This window comes from Streptococcus sp. 10F2, from assembly GCF_054331515.2.
On record NZ_JBTGGE020000005.1, the window covers coordinates 43,162 to 62,291 of the forward strand.

General features: G+C 44.8%; 15 protein-coding genes and 1 pseudogene. 8 read left to right on the top strand and 8 right to left on the bottom strand.

The features are described 5' to 3' along the window. Positions 1-263 precede the first annotated feature (263 nt). A complete protein-coding gene (locus ACXM1Q_RS02355; RefSeq protein ID WP_458515802.1) occupies positions 264-509 on the top strand; it encodes a hypothetical protein in 246 nt (81 codons plus the stop codon). Positions 510-1,169: 660 nt separating this feature from the next. Here ACXM1Q_RS02355 and ACXM1Q_RS02360 read toward each other — a convergent pair. The 3 genes and pseudogenes from ACXM1Q_RS02360 to ACXM1Q_RS02370 form a co-directional block, all read right to left on the bottom strand. Further along, positions 1,170-2,360, bottom strand: coding sequence for an ABC transporter permease (locus ACXM1Q_RS02360; RefSeq protein ID WP_458515804.1), 1,191 nt, complete (start codon positions 2,358-2,360; stop codon positions 1,170-1,172). After that, positions 2,357-2,689 (bottom strand): ATP-binding protein DrrA1-3 family domain-containing protein, encoded by a 333-nt coding sequence (locus ACXM1Q_RS02365; protein WP_458515830.1) that lies wholly within the window; start codon positions 2,687-2,689, stop codon positions 2,357-2,359. The genes ACXM1Q_RS02360 and ACXM1Q_RS02365 overlap by 4 nt, the downstream gene beginning before the upstream one ends. A 21-nt stretch (positions 2,690-2,710) precedes the next feature. Beyond that, positions 2,711-3,250 (bottom strand): annotated as a pseudogene (locus ACXM1Q_RS02370) (ABC transporter ATP-binding protein); the annotation flags it as partial. Positions 3,251-3,380: 130 nt separating this feature from the next. On the opposite strand from ACXM1Q_RS02370, the gene ACXM1Q_RS02375 reads away from it, so the two are divergent. Further along, the gene (locus ACXM1Q_RS02375; protein ID WP_458515806.1) at positions 3,381-4,541 is read left to right on the top strand and encodes a carbohydrate-binding domain-containing protein; all 1,161 of its coding nucleotides are present in this window, start codon (positions 3,381-3,383) and stop codon (positions 4,539-4,541) included. 126 nt (positions 4,542-4,667) lie between these two features. Here ACXM1Q_RS02375 and ACXM1Q_RS02380 read toward each other — a convergent pair whose 3' ends face one another. Beyond that, entirely contained in the window at positions 4,668-5,906 is a 1,239-nt protein-coding gene (locus tag ACXM1Q_RS02380) for a Fic family protein (RefSeq protein ID WP_458515808.1), read from the bottom strand. A gap of 380 nt (positions 5,907-6,286) precedes the next feature. Here ACXM1Q_RS02380 and ACXM1Q_RS02385 point away from each other — a divergent pair, with 380 nt between their 5' ends. From ACXM1Q_RS02385 to ACXM1Q_RS02400, 4 genes are read left to right on the top strand one after another with little or no spacing between them, the layout of a single operon-like run. Further along, positions 6,287-7,066 carry an ABC transporter ATP-binding protein gene (locus ACXM1Q_RS02385; RefSeq protein ID WP_458515832.1) on the top strand — a complete coding sequence of 260 codons (780 nt, stop codon included), beginning with the start codon at positions 6,287-6,289 and terminating at the stop codon, positions 7,064-7,066. Positions 7,067-7,075: 9 nt separating this feature from the next. Then, positions 7,076-8,005, top strand: coding sequence for an iron-hydroxamate ABC transporter substrate-binding protein (locus tag ACXM1Q_RS02390; protein ID WP_458515810.1), 930 nt, complete (start codon positions 7,076-7,078; stop codon positions 8,003-8,005). A gap of 8 nt (positions 8,006-8,013) precedes the next feature. Next, positions 8,014-9,036, top strand: a complete 1,023-nt coding sequence (locus ACXM1Q_RS02395; protein ID WP_458515812.1) for a FecCD family ABC transporter permease — start codon at positions 8,014-8,016, stop codon at positions 9,034-9,036. Then, entirely contained in the window at positions 9,023-10,039 is a 1,017-nt protein-coding gene (locus tag ACXM1Q_RS02400; protein ID WP_458515814.1) for a FecCD family ABC transporter permease, read from the top strand. The genes ACXM1Q_RS02395 and ACXM1Q_RS02400 overlap by 14 nt, the downstream gene beginning before the upstream one ends. Positions 10,040-10,434: 395 nt before the next feature. On the opposite strand, the gene ACXM1Q_RS02405 is transcribed toward ACXM1Q_RS02400, so the two are convergent. Genes ACXM1Q_RS02405 through argR form a run of 4 tightly spaced genes read right to left on the bottom strand, consistent with a single transcriptional unit; the run spans position 10,435 to position 16,927 of the window. Continuing rightward, positions 10,435-12,201, bottom strand: a complete 1,767-nt coding sequence (locus ACXM1Q_RS02405) for an ABC transporter ATP-binding protein (RefSeq protein ID WP_458515816.1) — start codon at positions 12,199-12,201, stop codon at positions 10,435-10,437. 3 nt (positions 12,202-12,204) lie between these two features. Then, entirely contained in the window at positions 12,205-13,932 is a 1,728-nt protein-coding gene (locus ACXM1Q_RS02410; RefSeq protein ID WP_458515818.1) for an ABC transporter ATP-binding protein, read from the bottom strand. Positions 13,933-13,943: 11 nt separating this feature from the next. Beyond that, entirely contained in the window at positions 13,944-16,481 is a 2,538-nt protein-coding gene (gene mutS, locus ACXM1Q_RS02415) for a DNA mismatch repair protein MutS (RefSeq protein WP_458515820.1), read from the bottom strand. Next, positions 16,478-16,927 carry an arginine repressor gene (gene argR / locus ACXM1Q_RS02420; protein WP_458515822.1) on the bottom strand — a complete coding sequence of 150 codons (450 nt, stop codon included), beginning with the start codon at positions 16,925-16,927 and terminating at the stop codon, positions 16,478-16,480. Before argR ends, mutS begins: the two co-directional genes overlap by 4 nt. 110 nt (positions 16,928-17,037) lie before the next feature. On the opposite strand from argR, the gene argS reads away from it, so the two are divergent. Together argS and ACXM1Q_RS02430 are read left to right on the top strand one after the other, a co-directional pair. Beyond that, on the top strand, positions 17,038-18,726 hold the full coding sequence (gene argS, locus ACXM1Q_RS02425) for an arginine--tRNA ligase (RefSeq protein WP_458515824.1): 1,689 nt from the start codon (positions 17,038-17,040) through the stop codon (positions 18,724-18,726). Between the two features lie 252 nt (positions 18,727-18,978). Beyond that, positions 18,979-19,130 (top strand): helix-turn-helix domain-containing protein (locus tag ACXM1Q_RS02430; protein ID WP_458515834.1); only part of this gene is annotated, 152 nt, incomplete at its 3' end.

Below are 19,130 nucleotides of genomic sequence, written 5' to 3' on the forward strand. Positions count from 1 at the left end.
CATATCTTTATTAAGGAACATAAGAAGACGGTTTTAAGCGATTTGATCCTTGTTATGATATGGCCGAAAGTTAGAGATGATTATCCGAATCACATGGAGAAAGCATCCAAGCACACGACCTAATGATGTTAAAACATGAATTTCTTGAGAGCTCGTACATGCAAGAGCGGCTTCAGTTATATTCAAACCCACAATAAGACCGATGAACTTTACAACTATTACCAAGCCCTAAAACAAGGGCAACAAGAAAGAGGTGATTCACAATGATGCTTTTCCTTCAAAAAATTCAAAACTCAGATAGTCTCGGCTATTTTTATACACCAGAGAATTATCCGGGACCAGGTATTGTCGAAATAGAACCCCTGTCCGGAGAGGTACACATTGTTGAATTATCTTCTTTTGATAAAAAAGAGGGGCATCCCTACTTCGCCAGCATTGCCAGAGGTAAAGTCAAGCAAATGTGGGATCAACAAGACTTGCCTGACGAAAAATTCTTTGCTTGGGGATAAAATGGCGATTCATAATACTAACCAGAGGTTCTCTCTATAGATCATGATAGTTATAGCAAATCAAAAATTGACTTGAAATTTTCAACTTTAGAAAATAAGATGGCCAGTAAATTCGAATTACTCATCCCGAAATGGGATACCGGTGTCCAACAAACTCTATCCCAAACCAAGATTCTGCAGCTTGAAAGAAAAAGCATCAAGAAATTAAACAAAGAAAACAACCACACACTGATTTATCCACTCGCTTCTATCTCTCACCGACCTAGTCATTTCGATTATCGTCAACCTGTTTCTCTGGTAATATCTATTTCCCACACTCCTTTAAGCTTTATTTAACCTTTCCAGGCTATACTATTCTCAATCCTAATAAAACTTTTCTTTTTCATAATAATCTCCAAGGAAGGGCTGCCTGCTATGGCAGTTCTTCTTTTTTACTTTTTAGGCTTTCCTGCTATGGTGGGAGAGGTTCCTCGATGGGCTCCTTACTTTTTACCTCGCATGCTCACAGCAGCAATACTTTTTCGTAGTTGCTTCTTTACTTGATTTGGCATTCTATCCACCTCCTTTAGCCTAAGTATAGTAAAAAAAGGATTTCGAAAGCTCATAAATCGAGCTTTCGAAATCCTTAACTTAATGACATTGGACAGAATCCGATCTCTTTTATTTGCTGGCAAGGCCTTTTTTGAGGGATTTCCAGAGTCCGAGGTCGTCGGTTTGGAGGGCGATGCCGGAGTAGGATTTGCCGATGAGGTAGGCTAGGGTTACGGTAGCGGCTAGGAGGAGAGAGAGGGAGAGGAGGGGTTCAAGGATACCTACATAGCCATTGATCATGCGGACGGGCATGAGGAAGATGGAGAGTCCTGGGATATAGGATAGGACTTGTAAAATGAGGGTGTCTTGGCCTCCTTGACCGAAGATGATGGTACTGAAGAAGCCGACCATAACAAGGACTGTGATAGGTTGAACAGCCTTGTTCGCATCCTCTTGGCGAACAACGATAGCTCCACAGAAAGCAGCTATGACAACATAGAAGGTCAAACCGACTAATAAGAAAGGTAAGAGGAGCCAATTCAAATGTGCCAAGAGAGCTTGGATGAAGGGAAGAGCGGAAGCTCCAAAAGGTTGGCTCAGCAGGAAGAGATAAGCTAGGGTACCTCCCAAAGCATAGATTCCTAGGTGCGTAAAGAGAGCCAAGACTACTCCCAAGACGCGGCCGTAGAAATAGAGGTCTGCAGAAATACTGGAAAAGATAATTTCTAGAATCTTAGTTCCTTTTTCCCCTGCAATTTCTTGGGCTGTAGCTACTGAATAGGTCAAAGTCATCATATAGACAACAAAAACTAAAGCAATAATGACAACTATTTTAGCACCTACGGCCATGTCTTGTCCCTCAGGGATTTCTTCTTTAAGGGTCGGTTGGCGGTCCAGAATGCTAGCTTGATCTGTACTTAATTGGGCATTCTGGTGATTGAGGTCTACTTGAGCTTGGTTTAAGGCTTTTTCCACTTGATCTTTTTTATCAAAGGCCAATCCTTCTTCCCCATGATAGGTGGCTGTGAGAAGACCTTTTTCTTCTGAGACAACCAGGTAGCCTTCAACCTCTTCCTCTTTTACTGCGGCCTTGGCCGCAGTTTCATCCGGATAGGATTTCAGGAAGTCGAGGTCGGATAGGATTTGAGTTTGTCCGACCACTGCGACTGGGGTGGAGTTGGAGCCAAATTGGGAACCTAGGTAGCCGCTCCCTGCGGAGAACAATAGGGTTAGAAAGGGGGCTAGGACCAAGAAAAGAAAGGCCCAGGATTTGACTTGACGGATATAGGTTTCTTTAGCGACTAGGAGTACTTGTTTCATGAGGCTTCCTCCGATTTCATTTTAAAGATCTCATCAATACTTGGAGCTTGTTGGTCAAAGGTAGTGAGGTAGCGACCTTGGCTAATACGGTCAAAGAGTTCAGGACCGGCCTCTTCGCTATCCAAGATTAGACGCCATTTGCCTTGCTTGGTATCCTCAACAGAGAGAACATGGGGAAGAGCAGCTAACTGCTCCTTATCCAAGTCTTGAGAAACAAAGAGACGAGTGCGACCGAACTGCAGGCGAACACTTTGAATGTCACCGTTGAGAGCAATGGTGCCATCTTTAATCATGATCAGTTGATCACAGAGTTCTTCCACATTGGTCATAACATGATCCGAGAAAATAATCGTCGCTCCACGCTCCTTCTCTGCTAGAATCACTTCCTTGAGAAGTCCAGTATTGACAGGATCTAGACCAGAGAAAGGCTCATCCAGAATAATCAATTGGGGCTGATGAATTAAGGTCACAATCAGCTGGATCTTCTGCTGATTCCCTTTAGACAGACTTTTAATTTTGTCATTCATGCGGCCTTTGACCTGTAGTTTTTTCATCCAGATGGGCAGGCGTTCTGCCACTTCTTGTTTACTCATCCCCTTGAGGCTAGCTAGGTAGCTAACCTGCTCCAGTACAGTCCACTTCGGCATGAGGCTGCGCTCTTCAGGAAGGTAGCCAATTTGCGAGTAGCGTTCCTTGGTTAGGGGATTGCCATCCAAGAGAATCTGCCCCTCATAGGTCAGAAAGTTAAGTATGGAATGGAAGAGTGTCGTCTTGCCAGCTCCATTTTTCCCGACCAAACCACAGATCGTTCCAGATGGAATGCTGAAGCTGAGATCCTTGAGGACTTTCTTATTCCCGTAAGCTTTGGACATATGCGATACTTGCAACATAAGTTTCCCTCCTTTTTTCTTATATTATACTCTTATTTTTCCTTTTAGGCTTTTTTAAGATAAATTTAAAAGAATTTTTAGCTTTTATTTTTATACTTATTTAAAATTAAAAAGAAAAGAAGTACCTCGTATGAAGAAAAAACCAATCCTAACCGCTACTCTTGCTTTCCTAACCCTAGCGAGCTTAGCGGCTTGCAGTCTCCAAAATAACCAAACCCAGTCTACAACAGGTCAAGTGGTTCAACAGAGCCTCCCAACTCCTTCGATTGATTGGGACAGTCTTCCCAGCCAGGACGTGACACTAGATAATAAAGGCTTAACCATTACAAAAGCCGGCACCTATGTTCTCAAGGGAGATACTAGCGCAGGAGTGACCGTTAATACTTCTGGCAATGTCCGCCTCATCCTAGCCGGTGCAACAATTTCCTCCTCTGATGGTCCAGCCATCAATGTAGAAGAAGCTGGAACTGTCCAATTGGAACTCCAAGATGGCACACAGAATACCATTAAGGATAGCAATACTCACAGCAATGAAGACCTGGAAGGAGCTATCCATTCCAAAGCTAATCTCATCGTGACCGGATCTGGAGACCTAACCGTTGAAGCCAACTACCAGGACGGAATCGTCTCCACAGGCGACCTCTACCTTGAAAATGGCAACATTCAGGTTACCGCAGCTGACGACGCCATCCGCGGACGAGACAACGTGACCATCAACGGTGGTACTATCAAGGTCACCGCTCAAGGTGATGGCATTAAATCCAACAACGACGAAGATAGTGACAAAGGAAACGTCACCATCAACGGCGGTGACATCTCCGTATCCGCTGGCGATGACGGCATCAAGGCTGAATCTAGCCTCGTCATCAACGATGGAAACATCTCTGTCCCACAAAGCACAGAAGGACTGGAAGGAACCAACGTGACCATTAACGGTGGAGCAGTCAATGTATACGCAACCGACGACGGTATCAACGCAGCTAGTGATGTCACCGGTTCCGAGATCTTTATCAAAGTCACCGGCGGTAACATCAAAGTCGAAGTCGGCCCAGGCGACACCGACGCCTTTGACTCCAACGGCAACCTCGAAATCAGCGGTGGTACTATTGACATAACTGCCCAATCCGCCTTTGACTTCGACGGTAGTGTCAGCTTCACCGGCGGAACCGTAACAGTCAACGGTGAAAAACAGACTGAAATTGTCCAAACCGGACCTGGCAGCCCCGGTGGCATGGGAATGCAAGGTACTATGCCACCAGGCGGAGGCCAAGCTCCTACTAGCCGTGGATAATCGATTGCTAAACAGAGGTTGGGCAACAACGAACAATTTCTAGTTTCGCTTGAAGTTTGAATAGATAAAAAACAGCTTAGAATCAACGTTTCTAAGCTGTTTTCTAGTTCGAAGACTTTTTACTATTCAAACATCTCCGTCAAACGGTAGCGAAGGGGTCCTGCGGCTGACAACTTGAAGCAAATTCTTATCAACTAAAGTCCGCAAACCTTGTTTAATCGAACGAACCGATACTTTTGGAGCATTCTGGCTTACTATTTTAACCAATTCTCTCTCCTCCATCCCACTATCATCTGGCACAAATAGTTTTGCCTGAGCAAGTACAAAGAGGAGGTGTTTTTCTTGTTCTGAAGTCTCTTCTAGAGCATGGATTTTCTCACGATAGTCTTCCAATAAATCCCGTTTTTCAGCTAAGAGCATAAGGATATCTTCCTGTCCTTCTTGAATAAGTGACAAGAGACCTTGAACAAAAAAGGTCGCATCAGCGCGATTCAAATAGTCGCCCGTCTGTTGAAAGAGTTTGTAATAAGTATTTTTATGCTCATTGATTTTTTGGGAAATCACAAGAGCTGTGAAGGCATCCAAGTTATTAGCAACTGTCTTGGCCATTAGATAGCGACCAAATCGTCCATTTCCATCATAAAATGGATGCGTATTTTCAAAGAAAAAATGACCAATACAGACCTTCACTAAAAAAGGAAGCTCCTCATCTCCCAAAAATTGAAGCCAGGATTCCAACATGTTACAAATTCCTTCTTCCGATAAGGGGGGACGATGGATAACTCTCCCTGTCCGATCATCGCTTATCTGAACACCCCCTTTTCGAAAGAGCTCTCCATCCAGTTGATCTTCTGAGTCCACTTCCTCTTCCATCAAAAGATTATAAAGAGAGCGAATATCTTTCAAAGTCTGGAGATTGAGAATAGTCCCCTCTAAAATCTGTTGGTACATTTTCACCATTGAAAGGTTTTTACGTGTAGATTCTGCATCTGGAGACTCTGTCACAAAGCGATGAGCCTCTACCAAGTCCTTCCGTCTTGTTCGAATGCCCTCGATAGCATTTGTGGAAATGATTGATTGGTACATTTGCTCACTAAAAAATTGATAATGGGCGACGGCTGGTAAATCCGCTGCCAAATCCTGAATCTTACCAGAAGCAACTGTAATTTTTTCCATCAACATTAGAATCGTCGGCAAGACCACGACGAACAGGGGAAAGCTAGATGTTTGGAAGTTTTCCCTTTTCATCAATCTTGGGTAAAGTTGAGTAACGATCGTACCATATCCTTCCAAACGTTGTTGATACTCTCTCTCATAAGCCTCAAAATTCCCATAATAGACTTTTTTAAGTTCTTTGTAATCCATCAAAACCCTCCTCTCTGTTAGATCGACCTTGCTGTTACTTAAAACAAAAATCAAAATTTGTTCAAATAGAATTGAAAAGTTGCATTCTATTTTATCATTTTAGCCCTTTTGTTAAAATAGAATCTCATTTTCTAGCTCTATTTTAACACTTTGGCAATTTTGTTCAAATAGAAACTATTTATTCCCTTCTATTTTGTCATTTTCTTGATTTTGTGAAAATAGAAGTGAAAGTTAAGGTTCTATTTTAAAATATGCGGGAATTTTAATCGAATAATTTCTAATGAAAAGTATCATTCCTTAGAATTGTCTGAAAAATCTCCTTTTGAAAACTTTTATGCTATAATAAGGTGTATTTTACTGATGAAAGAGAGAAAGCGGCCATGCAAGCCCAAGGAATCCAGATCTCTTATGGAGATCGCTTGATACTGGACAATTTATCTTGTCAGCTAGAGCCTGGAAGCATCACCACCATCATCGGGGCCAACGGCAGTGGTAAATCCACTCTTCTCAAGGCCTTTACTCGAATTCTCCCCTTAGACAAAGGACAAATTATTCTCGAAGGCCAAGCCATCGCTCAGATGAAAACCAAGGAAGTTGCCAAAAAATTGGCTCTGTTACCACAAGTTCAGTCTGCAGCCGAGGGCATCACCGTTTCGGAGTTAGTTGCCTATGGTCGCTACCCTCACTTAGCGGCCTTGGGGCATCTCTCCAAGGCTGATCGCGCTAAAATTACTTGGGCGTTAGAAGCTACTCGCTTAAGTGCTTACCACGATCAGCCCGTTGATGCGTTATCGGGAGGACAGCGGCAGCGGGTCTGGATTGCTATGGCCTTAGCTCAAGATACAGACTGGATTTTCTTAGATGAACCAACGACCTACCTTGACCTCAATCATCAGTTGGAAGTGCTAGAATTACTGGCAGAACTCAATCAAACCCAGGGCAAGACCATCGTCATGGTCTTGCATGATCTCAATCTGGCAGCTCGTTTTTCCCATCGTTTGTTGGCTATGAAGGATGGGCACATCGCTTTTGAGGGTGCGGTCTCAGAGGTGATGACAACTGAAACCTTGCGTTCCATTTTTTCCATAGAAGCGCAAATCCTTCCAGATCCCGTCTATGGAACCCCTGTCTGTCTTAGTTATACGCTACTTAAAGAATAGGAGATTATTATGAAAAAACTACTAACCTGGCTAGGACTTGCTTTACTGCTCCTCACACTGACAGCTTGTGCTTCTGCAAATAAGTCATCTAATGCTACGGAAGACGTAGTTCTCTCCAGTAAACCCAAGATTGAGGGCTTTGATTATTCTGGAGATATTCCTCAGAATCCTCAACGAATTGTCAGTCTTTCCTCGAGCTATACGGGTTACCTTTACCAGCTTGGCTTTGAGCCTGTGTCTGTCACTTCCTATGACGCTAAGAATCCCGTCCTCAAGGATCGGATTAAGGAGGCTCAAGTACTCATGCCAGACGATTTAGAGAGCATTGCCAAGGCCAATCCAGATTTGATTGTCGTTGAATCCAATGATCCGAACCTCAAGGAACTGCAAAAGATCGCACCAACCTTGGCCGTAACCTACGGTAAAAACGATTACCTCCAACTCTTGAATTCTTTTGGGCAAGTTTTTGCCAAAGAAAAAGAAGCAGATGAATGGATCGCTAACTGGAAAGAGCGAACTGCCAAAATCGGACAAGAACTCCGTAACCAGTTAGGAGCAGATAAGACTGTTACCGTCATGGGGCTCTTTGAAAAAGACATCTACCTTTTCGGCAACAACTGGGGGCGTGGCGGCGAAGTTATCTACCAAGCTCTCGGTTTCAAAGCTCCTCAAAAAGTCCAAGATGAGGTCTTCAAACCTGGCTATCTAGCCGTCAATCAAGATGCCCTACCAGATTATCTAGGCGATATTGTCGTTGTAGCTGCTGAAAACGAGGAGACAGGGTCAGCTCTCTATGAGAGTCCCCTGTGGAAATCTCAACCCGCAGTTGAGAAAAACCATGTCCTCAAGGTTGATGCCAATGCTTTCTACTTTAACGACCCACTAAGTCTGGAATATGAACTAAAAACTATCCAAGAAGGATTCCAACAAATGAAATAGGAGTTTCTATGAAACCAACCCAAGCTGGGATTCCGCAAAACAAGCCAAGATTCTTTTGGCTTGTTTTTTGCAGTCTCACCCTCCTAATCCTCGGTCAATTCCTGCTGAATCTCAGTTGGGGACAACCCTGGTACGATTTTGAAACCGTCCTACAAGCCCTCCTACATTCACACAAACAGGGACAAATCGGTCTGATTATCTGGGATATCCGACTCCCACGCGCCACCGCTGCTCTATTAGTAGGAGCCAGTCTTGCTGTTTCTGGCGCCCTTATGCAGGGAATTACCCGCAATCCCATCGCAGACCCAGGACTCCTTGGGATCAATGCTGGAGCCGGACTGGCTCTAGCTGGGGGCTACGCTTTTCTTGGCTCCCTCCACTATAGCCAAATTCTAGTCCTCTGCCTACTGGGCGCGGGTATGGCAACCCTACTCGTCTTAGGTCTAGCCTACCGGCGGGGACGAGGACTAGATCCCGCTAGCCTAATCCTAGCTGGTGCCATGGTAGCCAGTCTTTTTACCGCTCTGGGGCAGGGATTGACGCTGGCTTTTAACCTGTCCACGGCAATTATTGGCTGGCAAGCTGGCGGATTAGCCGCTACAAATTGGCAGATGCTCATGATCATCATCCCACCGATTGCTTTGGGACTCTTACTTGCTCAACTCCTAGCCTATCAACTGACGATTTTTAGCTTAGATGAACAGATTGCCCAAGGCTTAGGACAAAATACCCGCTGGATGCGCCTGACACTCTTACTCGTTGTTTTAGTGCTTTCCGCTGGCTCTGTTGCTTTAGTCGGTAGTTTAGCGCTCGTAGGGTTAATCATTCCCCACCTCTTACGTCCATGGTTAGGACGTTCCTACAGCCATTTACTTCCTATTTCAGCTCTCATTGGCACCAGTTTTCTACTCTGGTGCGATCTCGGAGCCATCCTACTCCCAGGAACCCCACTCAATACCTTAATCTGTCTAATCATTCTCCCAATCTTTATAATCCTGATGCGAAAGGGACAATTGTATGACTCCTTCTAAGCGGCTACCTCAAGCCTCAACCCTACTCTTACTACTTCTCTTAGTCCTCATCGCTTCGTTCCTATCACTAGCTATGGGAGACATGGAAATCGACTTCCAAGGACTCTTTCAGTACTTTCAAGGAACAGCCAGTTCTCAAACTCGATTTATACTTCAAGAAATCCGTCTCCCCCGAACTCTGGTCAGCTTATTGGCAGGTGCTTCTTTAGGATTAAGCGGTGCTCTCCTACAAACCTATACACGTAATCCCCTCGCCGATTCTTCTACTCTTGGAATTAACGCGGGAGTCGGATTAGTCCTAACCCTCGCTCTAACGCAACTAAATCTTACCGACCCCTTCTTTATCCGTTTTCTCCCTTTTTTTGCTATTCCAGGCGGTCTTGCAACAGTTGCTCTCGCCTCTTTTCTTTCCCATCAAAAGGGACAAGGCATCCACCCTATCAAACTGATTATCGCTGGTGTAACCCTCTCCACTATCCTATCTTCCAGCCTCATTGCCATTACAGGTCAAGTCAACACCCAGAAGCTCAATTATGTAGTGACCTGGTTAGCCGGACGCATGACCGGCAACAATTGGGAGAGCCTAGCCATTGCAACGCCGATTTTAATCATACTCTGGGGATTCAGTTACAGCCAAGCAAGACCACTTAACCTCCTACAACTAAAAGATGAAACCGCCATCGGACTAGGACTTCCTCTCAAACAAAAAAGACGACTCCTACTCTTACTAGCTAGTGCACTTGTCGCTTTCAGCCTCTCGCTAGCAGGAAATATTACCCTCGTAGGTCTCCTTGCTAGCCATATCAGTCAAATCCTCTTCCCACCTGACCATCACTGGCGTCTCCCCGCAAGCATGCTGACAGGTGCACTCCTCCTCCTCACCGCCGACACCCTCACCCGTACCTATCTGGTTGGCAGTAACATCCCCACCGGCATTACCCTCACCCTCATCGGAACCCCCTATTTTCTGTATCTCTTACGCAAACAAATGAACCATTCCTAAAACCAGAAAAAAGACACGATTTTCACCCAAACATCGGAAATCGTGTCTTTTTAGTAGTGATACGTCATAAAAATAAGATCAGAATAATTGAAGAATTTCAAAAAATAGCAATGGAATGAGATTCTATTAATACTCATTGAATTTCAAAATCTGACTTTGTCAAACCTCTTTGATGAACTTCAGTTCTACCTTCATCGGCTTTCCTCGTCATTTTTTTGAAATTTTGCGAGTATTCTGATTTTGAAATTGGTTAAGTATAAGCTAGGACCTCAGTCATTTCCAAAAAATGCTTAGGAAAAAGTCTGCGAAATAGAAAACAGCTTAGAATGACGTCATTAGAAACGTTGATTCTAAGCTGTTTTTATCGATTCAAACTTCAAGCGAAGTCAGAAATTTTATTCCTCTTCACGCGCAAATTGGCTTTGATAAAGGTCGTAGTAGAAGCCTTGGTCGGCAAGGAGGCTTTCATGAGTTCCTTGCTCGATAATCTGGCCGTCTTTGAGGACCAGAATTTTGTCAGCTTCTTGGATAGTGGAAAGCCGATGGGCAATCACAAAGCTGGTACGGCCTTGCATAAGTGTTTTCATGGCTTTTTGAATCAGGAGTTCCAGACGGGTATCCACGGAGCTGGTTGCCTCATCTAGGATCAGGATTTTCGGATCCGCTAAGAGGGCACGAGCGATGGTCAAGAGCTGTTTCTGACCAAGTGAGATGTTGCTAGATTCTTGATTCATCTGCATCTTATAACCACCTGGGAGGCTGCGAATGAAGTAATCCACGTTGGCAGCCTTAGCGGCTGCCACGATTTCCTCGTGGGTCGCATCCAAATTCCCGAAGCGTAGGTTTTCTTCAATGCTGGCTTCATAGAGCCAGGCATCCTGCAAGACCATTCCAAATTGACGGCGATAATCTTGGCGATCAATGCTGCGAATATCTTGGCCGTCAACTCGAATCGCACCTCCATCCACATCATAGAAACGCATCAATAGGTTGATAAGAGTTGTCTTTCCGGCCCCTGTTGGTCCGACGATAGCTACCATTTGTCCTGGTTGGACTTCAAGGTTAAAGTTTTGAATCAATGATTTATCCGCAGTGTAGCTAAAGGAAACCTGATCAAAGCTTACCTGACCGCTCAGGGGTTGGGAAAGAGTTGTTTCAGCGGTTTGACTTTCAGCTGGCTCATCCAAGACTTGGAAAATCCGATCCAAGGAGGACTGGGCACTTTGAAGTTGACCTGCGATTTGAGTCAGAATCTGTACGGGCTGGCTGATTTGCCAAACATATTGAACAAAGGCCTGCATGTTCCCGATGGTTAGACGACCTGCCAAAACTTGAAGGCCACTCAGAAAGGCAATCATAACGTAGGCGAAATCAGATAGTCCATGAAGAAGAGGAGCCATTAAGCCTGAACGGAAGCTCGCTTTAAAGCCAACTTCTTCTAGCTCATCCACGATGTCCTGAAATTCTTCCACGGTCTGTTCTTCACGGCCATAGAGTTTTACAATCTGAAAACCAGTCAAGTGTTCCTGCACAAACCCATTTAATTTTCCTAAAATATCAGCTTGACGCTTAAAGGACGGTTGGGATAGTTTAAGAATTTGACTTGAGGTTATATAGGTAAGAGGGATGATCAATGTAACAACAATAGCTAGAGGAACATTAATCGAATAAACCATCACCAAGACAAGGATGATCGTTCCGATTGCATTCACAATCTGCAAGAAACTTTGTTGAAGTGCATTGGAGACGGTCTCCACATCACTCGTAAAGCGTCCCAAAAGATCCCCAAACTGCTGGCGGTCAAAATAGGATACCGGCAGATGGTTGACCTTATGGCTCAACTCCTTACGCAAATCGCGTACCGTAGCTTGAACCGCATTGGTCATAAAATAATTGGCATAATAAGCTCCAAGAGAATAAAGGGTCCCACGAAGCAGGTAAATGACAAGAATCCAAAAGACATAGGGAATATTCAAGCCGGTTCCCTTTCCTTGAGCCATATCCAAGAGATTACGTGTCAATTCCGTAATCGCTAACCCCAGTACAAAAGGCTCCAAAACCGACATGACAATGCTCAAAATCTTGAAAGCAACCGCCAAATAAACACTCGCACGATAGGAGCGAAGATAGGACCAGAGTCGTTTAAAATTATTTTCTTTCATATCTTACTCCTCCCCTCTATTCAGCTGCGAATTAGCAATTTCACGATAGATAGCATTGGATTCCATAAGCTCCTCATGGGTTCCACGTCCCACAATTTCGCCCTTGTCCAGAACAATAATTTGGTCGGCATCCATGATGGTTCCAACCCTCTGCGCAACAATCAACACGGTTGCATTTTCGGTCACTTCTTTAAGACGACGACGCAAAATTGCATCGGTTTTATAGTCCAGAGCTGAAAAAGAATCATCGAAAATATAGATTTCTGGTTCTTTAACAAGTGCACGCGCAATGGACAAGCGTTGTTTTTGACCACCCGACAAGTTACTTCCACCTTCTGCCAGATGAGTCTCAAACTGATCTTCCTTACTCTGAATAAAATCCAAAGCCTGGGCCACATCCGAAGCAGATTCCAGATCTTCCTGATCCGCTTGAGCATTTCCGAAGCGCAAGTTCTCTGCGATACTTCCAGTAAATAGAAGAGCCTTCTGTGGAATAAATCCAATCTTCTGCCGCAGAGCCTTGAGATTGTAAGAACGAACATCCACTCCGTCCACTAAAATCCGACCCAAGGTCACATCAAAGAAGCGAGGAATCAACTGCACCAAAGAAGACTTCCCAGAACCGGTCGACCCAATAAAGGCAATCGTCTGACCTGGCTGAGCCTTAAAGGAAATATCGTGCAAGACGGGATTTTCAGTCTCACCTGGATAAGCAAAGGTCACCCGATCAAACTCCAAATATCCCTTAGTTTCCGTTTCGGTCACTCCTTCTTCATTTGGAGAAATGGATAACGGCATATCCATAACCTCTTGCAGACGGCGGGCCGATACAGCAGTCCGCGGATAGGTCGTAAAGAGATTGGCCAAGAGTAGGCAAGACAAGAGGGCATGGAAACTATATTCAATAAAAGCAACCACAACCCCTATCTGGATTTGTCCCTGATTTAAGGGATCCAAGGCAAACCAGACAATCGCCACAATCATTGCAATAATAATCTGAGCAAAGAGAGGGTCTGTTAGTCCCGTCAGCTTGAACAGTCGATTGGAATTGGTTTGATAAGTTTCATTTTCCTGATCGAAACGCTGCTCTTGAAACTCCTCACGGCCAAAAGCGCGAATAACCCGTAAACCGGTTAGATTTTCCCGAGCAAAATGATTGATCCGATCCAAACTTTCTTGTTGCTGCTCCGATAAAGGACGACTAGCAACAGCCACATACCAGATAACGACCACCAAAAATGGAAGAGAGAAGGCTACAATCCAACTCAAGGAAGGGCTGGTCACAAAAACCATCACCAAGCTGGATAGCAACATAATTGGAGTGATAACTCCAAATTTCAAGGTCTGATCCGCAAACTGCATCAGTGTGAAGGCGTCACTGGTAATCCGAGTCACCAAGGAAGACACTCCAATCTGTTCGTATTCTTGATGGGAATAGTATTGAAGGCGTCGATAAATATCCAGACGCATATCTCGAATCATTTTATTCGTAAGACGGCTACCTGCATAAGTCTGTAGGAAACGACCTAAAATTCCAAGCAAGGCTGTAATGATCATGACAATGCCCCAAAAATAAATCCGAGACTCGTCTCCTTGAACCACTCCTTGATCAATCATTCGTGCTAAAAAGGTCGGAAGTCCGAGGTTCACAATAACAAACAATAGGGCTGCAAAAATATCCAAAGCCAAGAGTTGGGGATATTTCTTTAGATAATTCCAAATATAAAGCATGGATCCTCCTTTCAAAGTAGGGTTTCATTTAAATCTTTCTGAGCTTGATCCAAGAAAAGCAGGGCTTCTAAGGGAGTCATCTGGCTCAAATTAATTGTTTTTAATTTTTCAAGTAGGGGATGGGGTGTGCTAGGGAGGGATTCTGGTACTTGAAACAGATCCAGTTGCCCTGTCTGGGACTGAGGCTCTTGGTTTTCCAAGCTATCCAAGATAATCTGGGCACGAGCCAAAAGGACTGGAGGAAGTCCCGCAATTTTAGCAACGTGAATTCCATAAGACTGATCGGCCGGACCCGGCTCAATCTTATGTAGGAAAGTAACCGTGCCCCCTTCTTCTAATGTGGCAACATGTACATTGGCCAGTCCTCCAAGGCTGTGTTCCAATTCCGTTAACTCATGGTAGTGTGTTGCAAAGAAAGTTTTCGCTCCCACTTTATCATGAATGTATTCAATCAAGGCTTGAGCCAAAGCCATACCGTCATAGGTTGCGGTACCACGACCCAACTCATCAAAGAGAATGAGGGACTGGGCTGTCGCATGTTGCACGGCTTGATTGGCTTCCATCATCTCCACCATAAAGGTCGACTGGCCAGAAACCAAGTCATCGGCGGCCCCAATCCGAGTAAAGATGGCATCAAAAATCGGCAGGTCTGCCTCCTTAGCTGGAACGTACGAACCAATCTGGGCAAGAATCACCATAATCGCAATTTGCCGCATATAGGTCGATTTACCACTCATATTGGGGCCCGTAATCAACTGAATCCGATCTTCTGCCGCCATAACAAGGCTGTTGGGAACATAGGACTGGCGACCCAAGACTGCTTCCACTACAGGATGGCGACCCTCGATTACTCGAATTTGTCCTGTCTCATTAAAAGTCGGTTTAACCCAGAGCTGGCTTTCTGCAACCGAAGCCAAGCTCTGGAGTACATCGACACTAGCAAGGGCGCTAGCCAAACTTTGCAAGCGAGGCATGTACTTAGCCACTTCTTCCCGAATTCGCATAAAGAGATCATATTCCAATTGGGAAGACTGATCTCGAGCTTCTAGAAGCTGACCTTCAATTTGGGCCAATTCCTGACTTCCAAAACGCTCCGAGTTTTTCAACGTTGCCTTACGATAAAAATGATCTGGAACATGACTGAGCTGGGACTGGGTGACGTGGAAATAATAACCATCCTTGCGATTGTAGTCAATCTTGAGATTGTGAATCCCCGTCGCCTGACGTTCCCGGCTTTCCAAATCTGCCAACCAAGACGTCCCTTCCCGTAAGGCTTTACGGTACTGGTCTAGGACAGGATCAAAACCTGTCTTAATCAGGCCCCCATCCATTAATTGGTTGGGCGCCTGAGGATCAATAGCCGCATCTATCAGGGCATACAACTCCTCTAAAGGATCCAGCCCCTGAATCAGAGACTCTAATGTCACCTGCTCCAAACTGGTTAACAGGTGTCGAATTTGCGGCACCTGCCCCAAGGTAGCAGATAGCTGCAAGAGATCCTTAGGCAAAACCTTGCCAAAAGAAACACGACTGACCAAGCGTTCAATATCATAGACACCTTTGAGACTCTCAACCAAATCCTGGCGCTCAAAAAAGGCTTCTAATAAAATCGTCACCTGATTTTGCCGCTCCTCAATCTGTTTTCTATTTAAAAGCGGCTGTTGGATCCAACGGCGTAAGAGCCTTAATCCCATAGCCGTCCGTGTTTGATCCAAGCCCCCTAATAAAGATCCCTGTTTCTTGCCTGTCCGAGCATGTTCGGTTAGATCGAGACTTTGCTTAGTTGCAAAATCCATCCGAAGAGAATCCGCAATTTGGTAAACTTCAACCGGCTTCAAATGATCCAAATCCCGCATCTGGGTCTGATAAATATAGGCCAACAGGCTTGCAGCTGCTGAGAACTCAAGCTCTTTTAGACTGGTCGGTAGAAGAGGGCTGGCATCCAAAGGTTTCTCCACCCAAGAAACCAAGACTTGCAGCTGCTGACGCAACACAGTCTCTTGTTCCTCAAGTACCTGACCCGCCAAAACCACTTCCTTGGCCTGTAAATTTCGAATTTCACTCAAAACTAGCTCCCAGCGATCTAGCTGGGTTACCGCAAATTCTCCCGTAGCCAAATCCAAATGAGCTAAGCCATAGGCTTGATTTTGGGCATAGAGACCTACCAAGAAATTGTTCTGACCATCACGACTAGGACCATCCAAGCTGGTTCCTGGGGTTACAACCTGAACAACCTCACGTTTCACAACACCCTTAGCTTGTTTGGGATCCTCCATCTGCTCGGCAATAGCTACCTTATAACCTTGCTCAATTAAAGTATCAATGTACTGCTGAGCAGAATGATAGGGAACTCCCGCCATAGGAATGGGGTCTTCCGCATTTTTATTTCGCGACGTAATTGAGATTTCAAGAATCTGTGCTGCTCTAGTCGCATCTTCATAAAAAAGTTCATAAAAATCCCCCATGCGAAAGAAAAGAAAAGCATCGGGGTAATCTTTCTTCATATCGACATACTGCTGCATGCCGGGTGATAATTTCGCTTGGCTCATAGGACCTCCTCGACATAAGAGCGAATATCTTCTTCTAAACTGGCACCATCTTGACTAGAGCGCGTCACCACCAAAAGGGTATCTGCGCCGGCAATCGTACCCAAAATCCGGCGGTCTCCACTGGCATCTAGGCTATTGGCCAAAACAGAGGCCTCCCCTAAACCTGTATGCAAAACCAGGCTGAACTCAACCCGGTCAATCTGCTTCACATATAGGGCTACATCTCCCAAACCAGCCCCTGCCCCCATCCGCGGCAGGCGGTAAAAAGACTGACCTTGTGTTGTCATATGACGCTCCACTCCCAGTTCCTTTAAGTCTCTGGACAAGGTCGCCTGGGTTACCTCCACACCAGCCTCTTTGAGAGCCTCTTGTAACTCCTGCTGCCGATGAAATCGTCGCTCGCTCAAAAGTTGCCCAATCAAATCCTGTCTGTCTGCTTTTTTCATGGTCTTTCCTCACGCATTCTGTTTCAATTATAACAAATTTTTTATCAGCCTGTCCTTGTTGGATTTAAGGCCTGCCTTATGATAAAATAAAGAGAAAAAAAGGAGAAATTATGAACCAAAAATCATTAGTGGCCCAACGGCTAGCGGCTCAAATCGAAAGTCTTGATGAAGCAGCCATTCTGGACCTTTTAGAAACCCCTAAATCTTCTGATTTGGGTGATATCGCCTTTCCTGCTTTTAGCTTGGCCAAGGTTCTTCGTAAGGCACCTGCCGTGATTGCCCAAGAAATCGCTGATGCCATTGACACAACTGGTTTTGAAAAAGTGGTCGCAACAGGACCTTATGTCAACTTTTTCTTAGATAAGGTCAGCATGGGAGACCAAATTCTCCGCTCTGTTATTGATGCAAAAGAAGCTTACGGCACCCAAACAATCGGTCAAGGACAAAACATCACCATCGATATGTCCAGCCCTAATATCGCAAAACCCTTCTCAGTAGGACACTTGCGCTCAACCGTTATCGGGGACTCACTCGCTAACCTCTTTACCAAATTAGGCTACAATGCGATCCGAATTAATCACCTCGGAGACTGGGGAAAACAATTCGGTCTTTTGATTGTGGCTTACAAACTTTGGGGTGACAAGGAAGCTGTTGAAGCCAACCCAATTAATGAATTGCTCAAACTGTATGTTCGCATCAATGAGGAGATGGAAACCAATCCTGAATTGGATGAACAAGGACGGGAATGGTTCCTCAAATTAGAACAGGGCGACAAGGAAGCTTGGGAATTATGGGAATGGTTCCGCTCTGAGAGCTTGGTTGAATTCAATCGAATCTACAAGCTTCTCAACGTCTCCTTTGACAGCTACAATGGTGAGGCTTTCTACAATGACAAGATGGATGAAGTCCTTGAAATCCTAGAAGAAAAGGGGCTCCTTCAAGAATCACAAGGGGCTTCCATTGTTGATTTGGAAGAATTCAACCTTAATCCAGCTTTGATTAAGAAATCTGACGGAGCGACCCTCTATATCACTCGTGACCTGGCAACTGCCCTCTATCGGAAACGAACTTACGATTTCGCCAAAAACATCTACATTACAGGTCATGAACAATCTGGTCACTTTGCTCAACTCAATGCTGTTTTGGAAAAAATGGGCTATGACTGGGTTAAAGATATGTCTCATATTCCTTTTGGCTTGGTCACTAAAAATAAGAAAAAATTGTCTACTCGAAAAGGGAACATCATCTTGCTTGAGCCAACTATTGTGGAGGCTATTGCACGAGCTGAGAAGCAGATTGCTGAGAAAAACCCTGACCTTCCCAACAAGGAACAAGTGGCTCGTCAAGTGGGTGTCGGCGCCATCAAATTCTACGATTTGAAGACAGACCGCATGAACGGTTATGACTTCGATTTGGAAGCCATGTTGTCCTTCGAAGGTGAGACAGGTCCGTATGTGCAATACGCGTATGCACGGATTCAGTCCATTTTACGTAAGGCAGACTACCAACCAGATCCAGCTGCTCACTATCATTTAGAAGATAGCGAAAGCTGGGAAATCTTGAAAATCCTTCAAGACTTCAGCCGCGTGATCGAACGGGCAGCCAACCAGTTTGAACCATCGATCATCGCTAAATATGCCATCAATTTGGCACAACACTTCAATAAATACTATGCTCATACCCGTATCCTAGAGGAGAGTCCTGAACGTGATAGCCGCCTAGCCCTCAGCTACGCAACCGGTATCGTTCTGAAAGAAGCTCTCCGTCTCTTAGGAGTTGAAGCACCTGAGCAGATGTAACATCTTTGAATAGCTGTTTAAAAAGCACTCGAACGGATAAGTCCCCAGTCCACCGGACAAGGGCCGTTCAAGTGCTTTTTTACTTTTCGCAAAGAGGCTAGCTCAAGCTGCAACTGCTCATTTTTTAAGAGGGAAAATTCTTTAATGCAGTCGTTGCCAAGCAAGCTAGCATTCACCGTGTTTGCTGAAAAACCATTAACCGGTGGTAGTATACTCTTTTAGATTATAAACTGTATATGATATACTATTTTTATGGCATACGGAATTGATTTTAGAAAACGGGTCCTTGAATATGTTAAAGAGGGACATACACGTAAAGAAACAGCAGCTTTATTTAATATTAGCATCAATACTTTATACAGTTGGGAAAAGCAAGAGCGAGAACTCGGTCACTTAGAACGTAA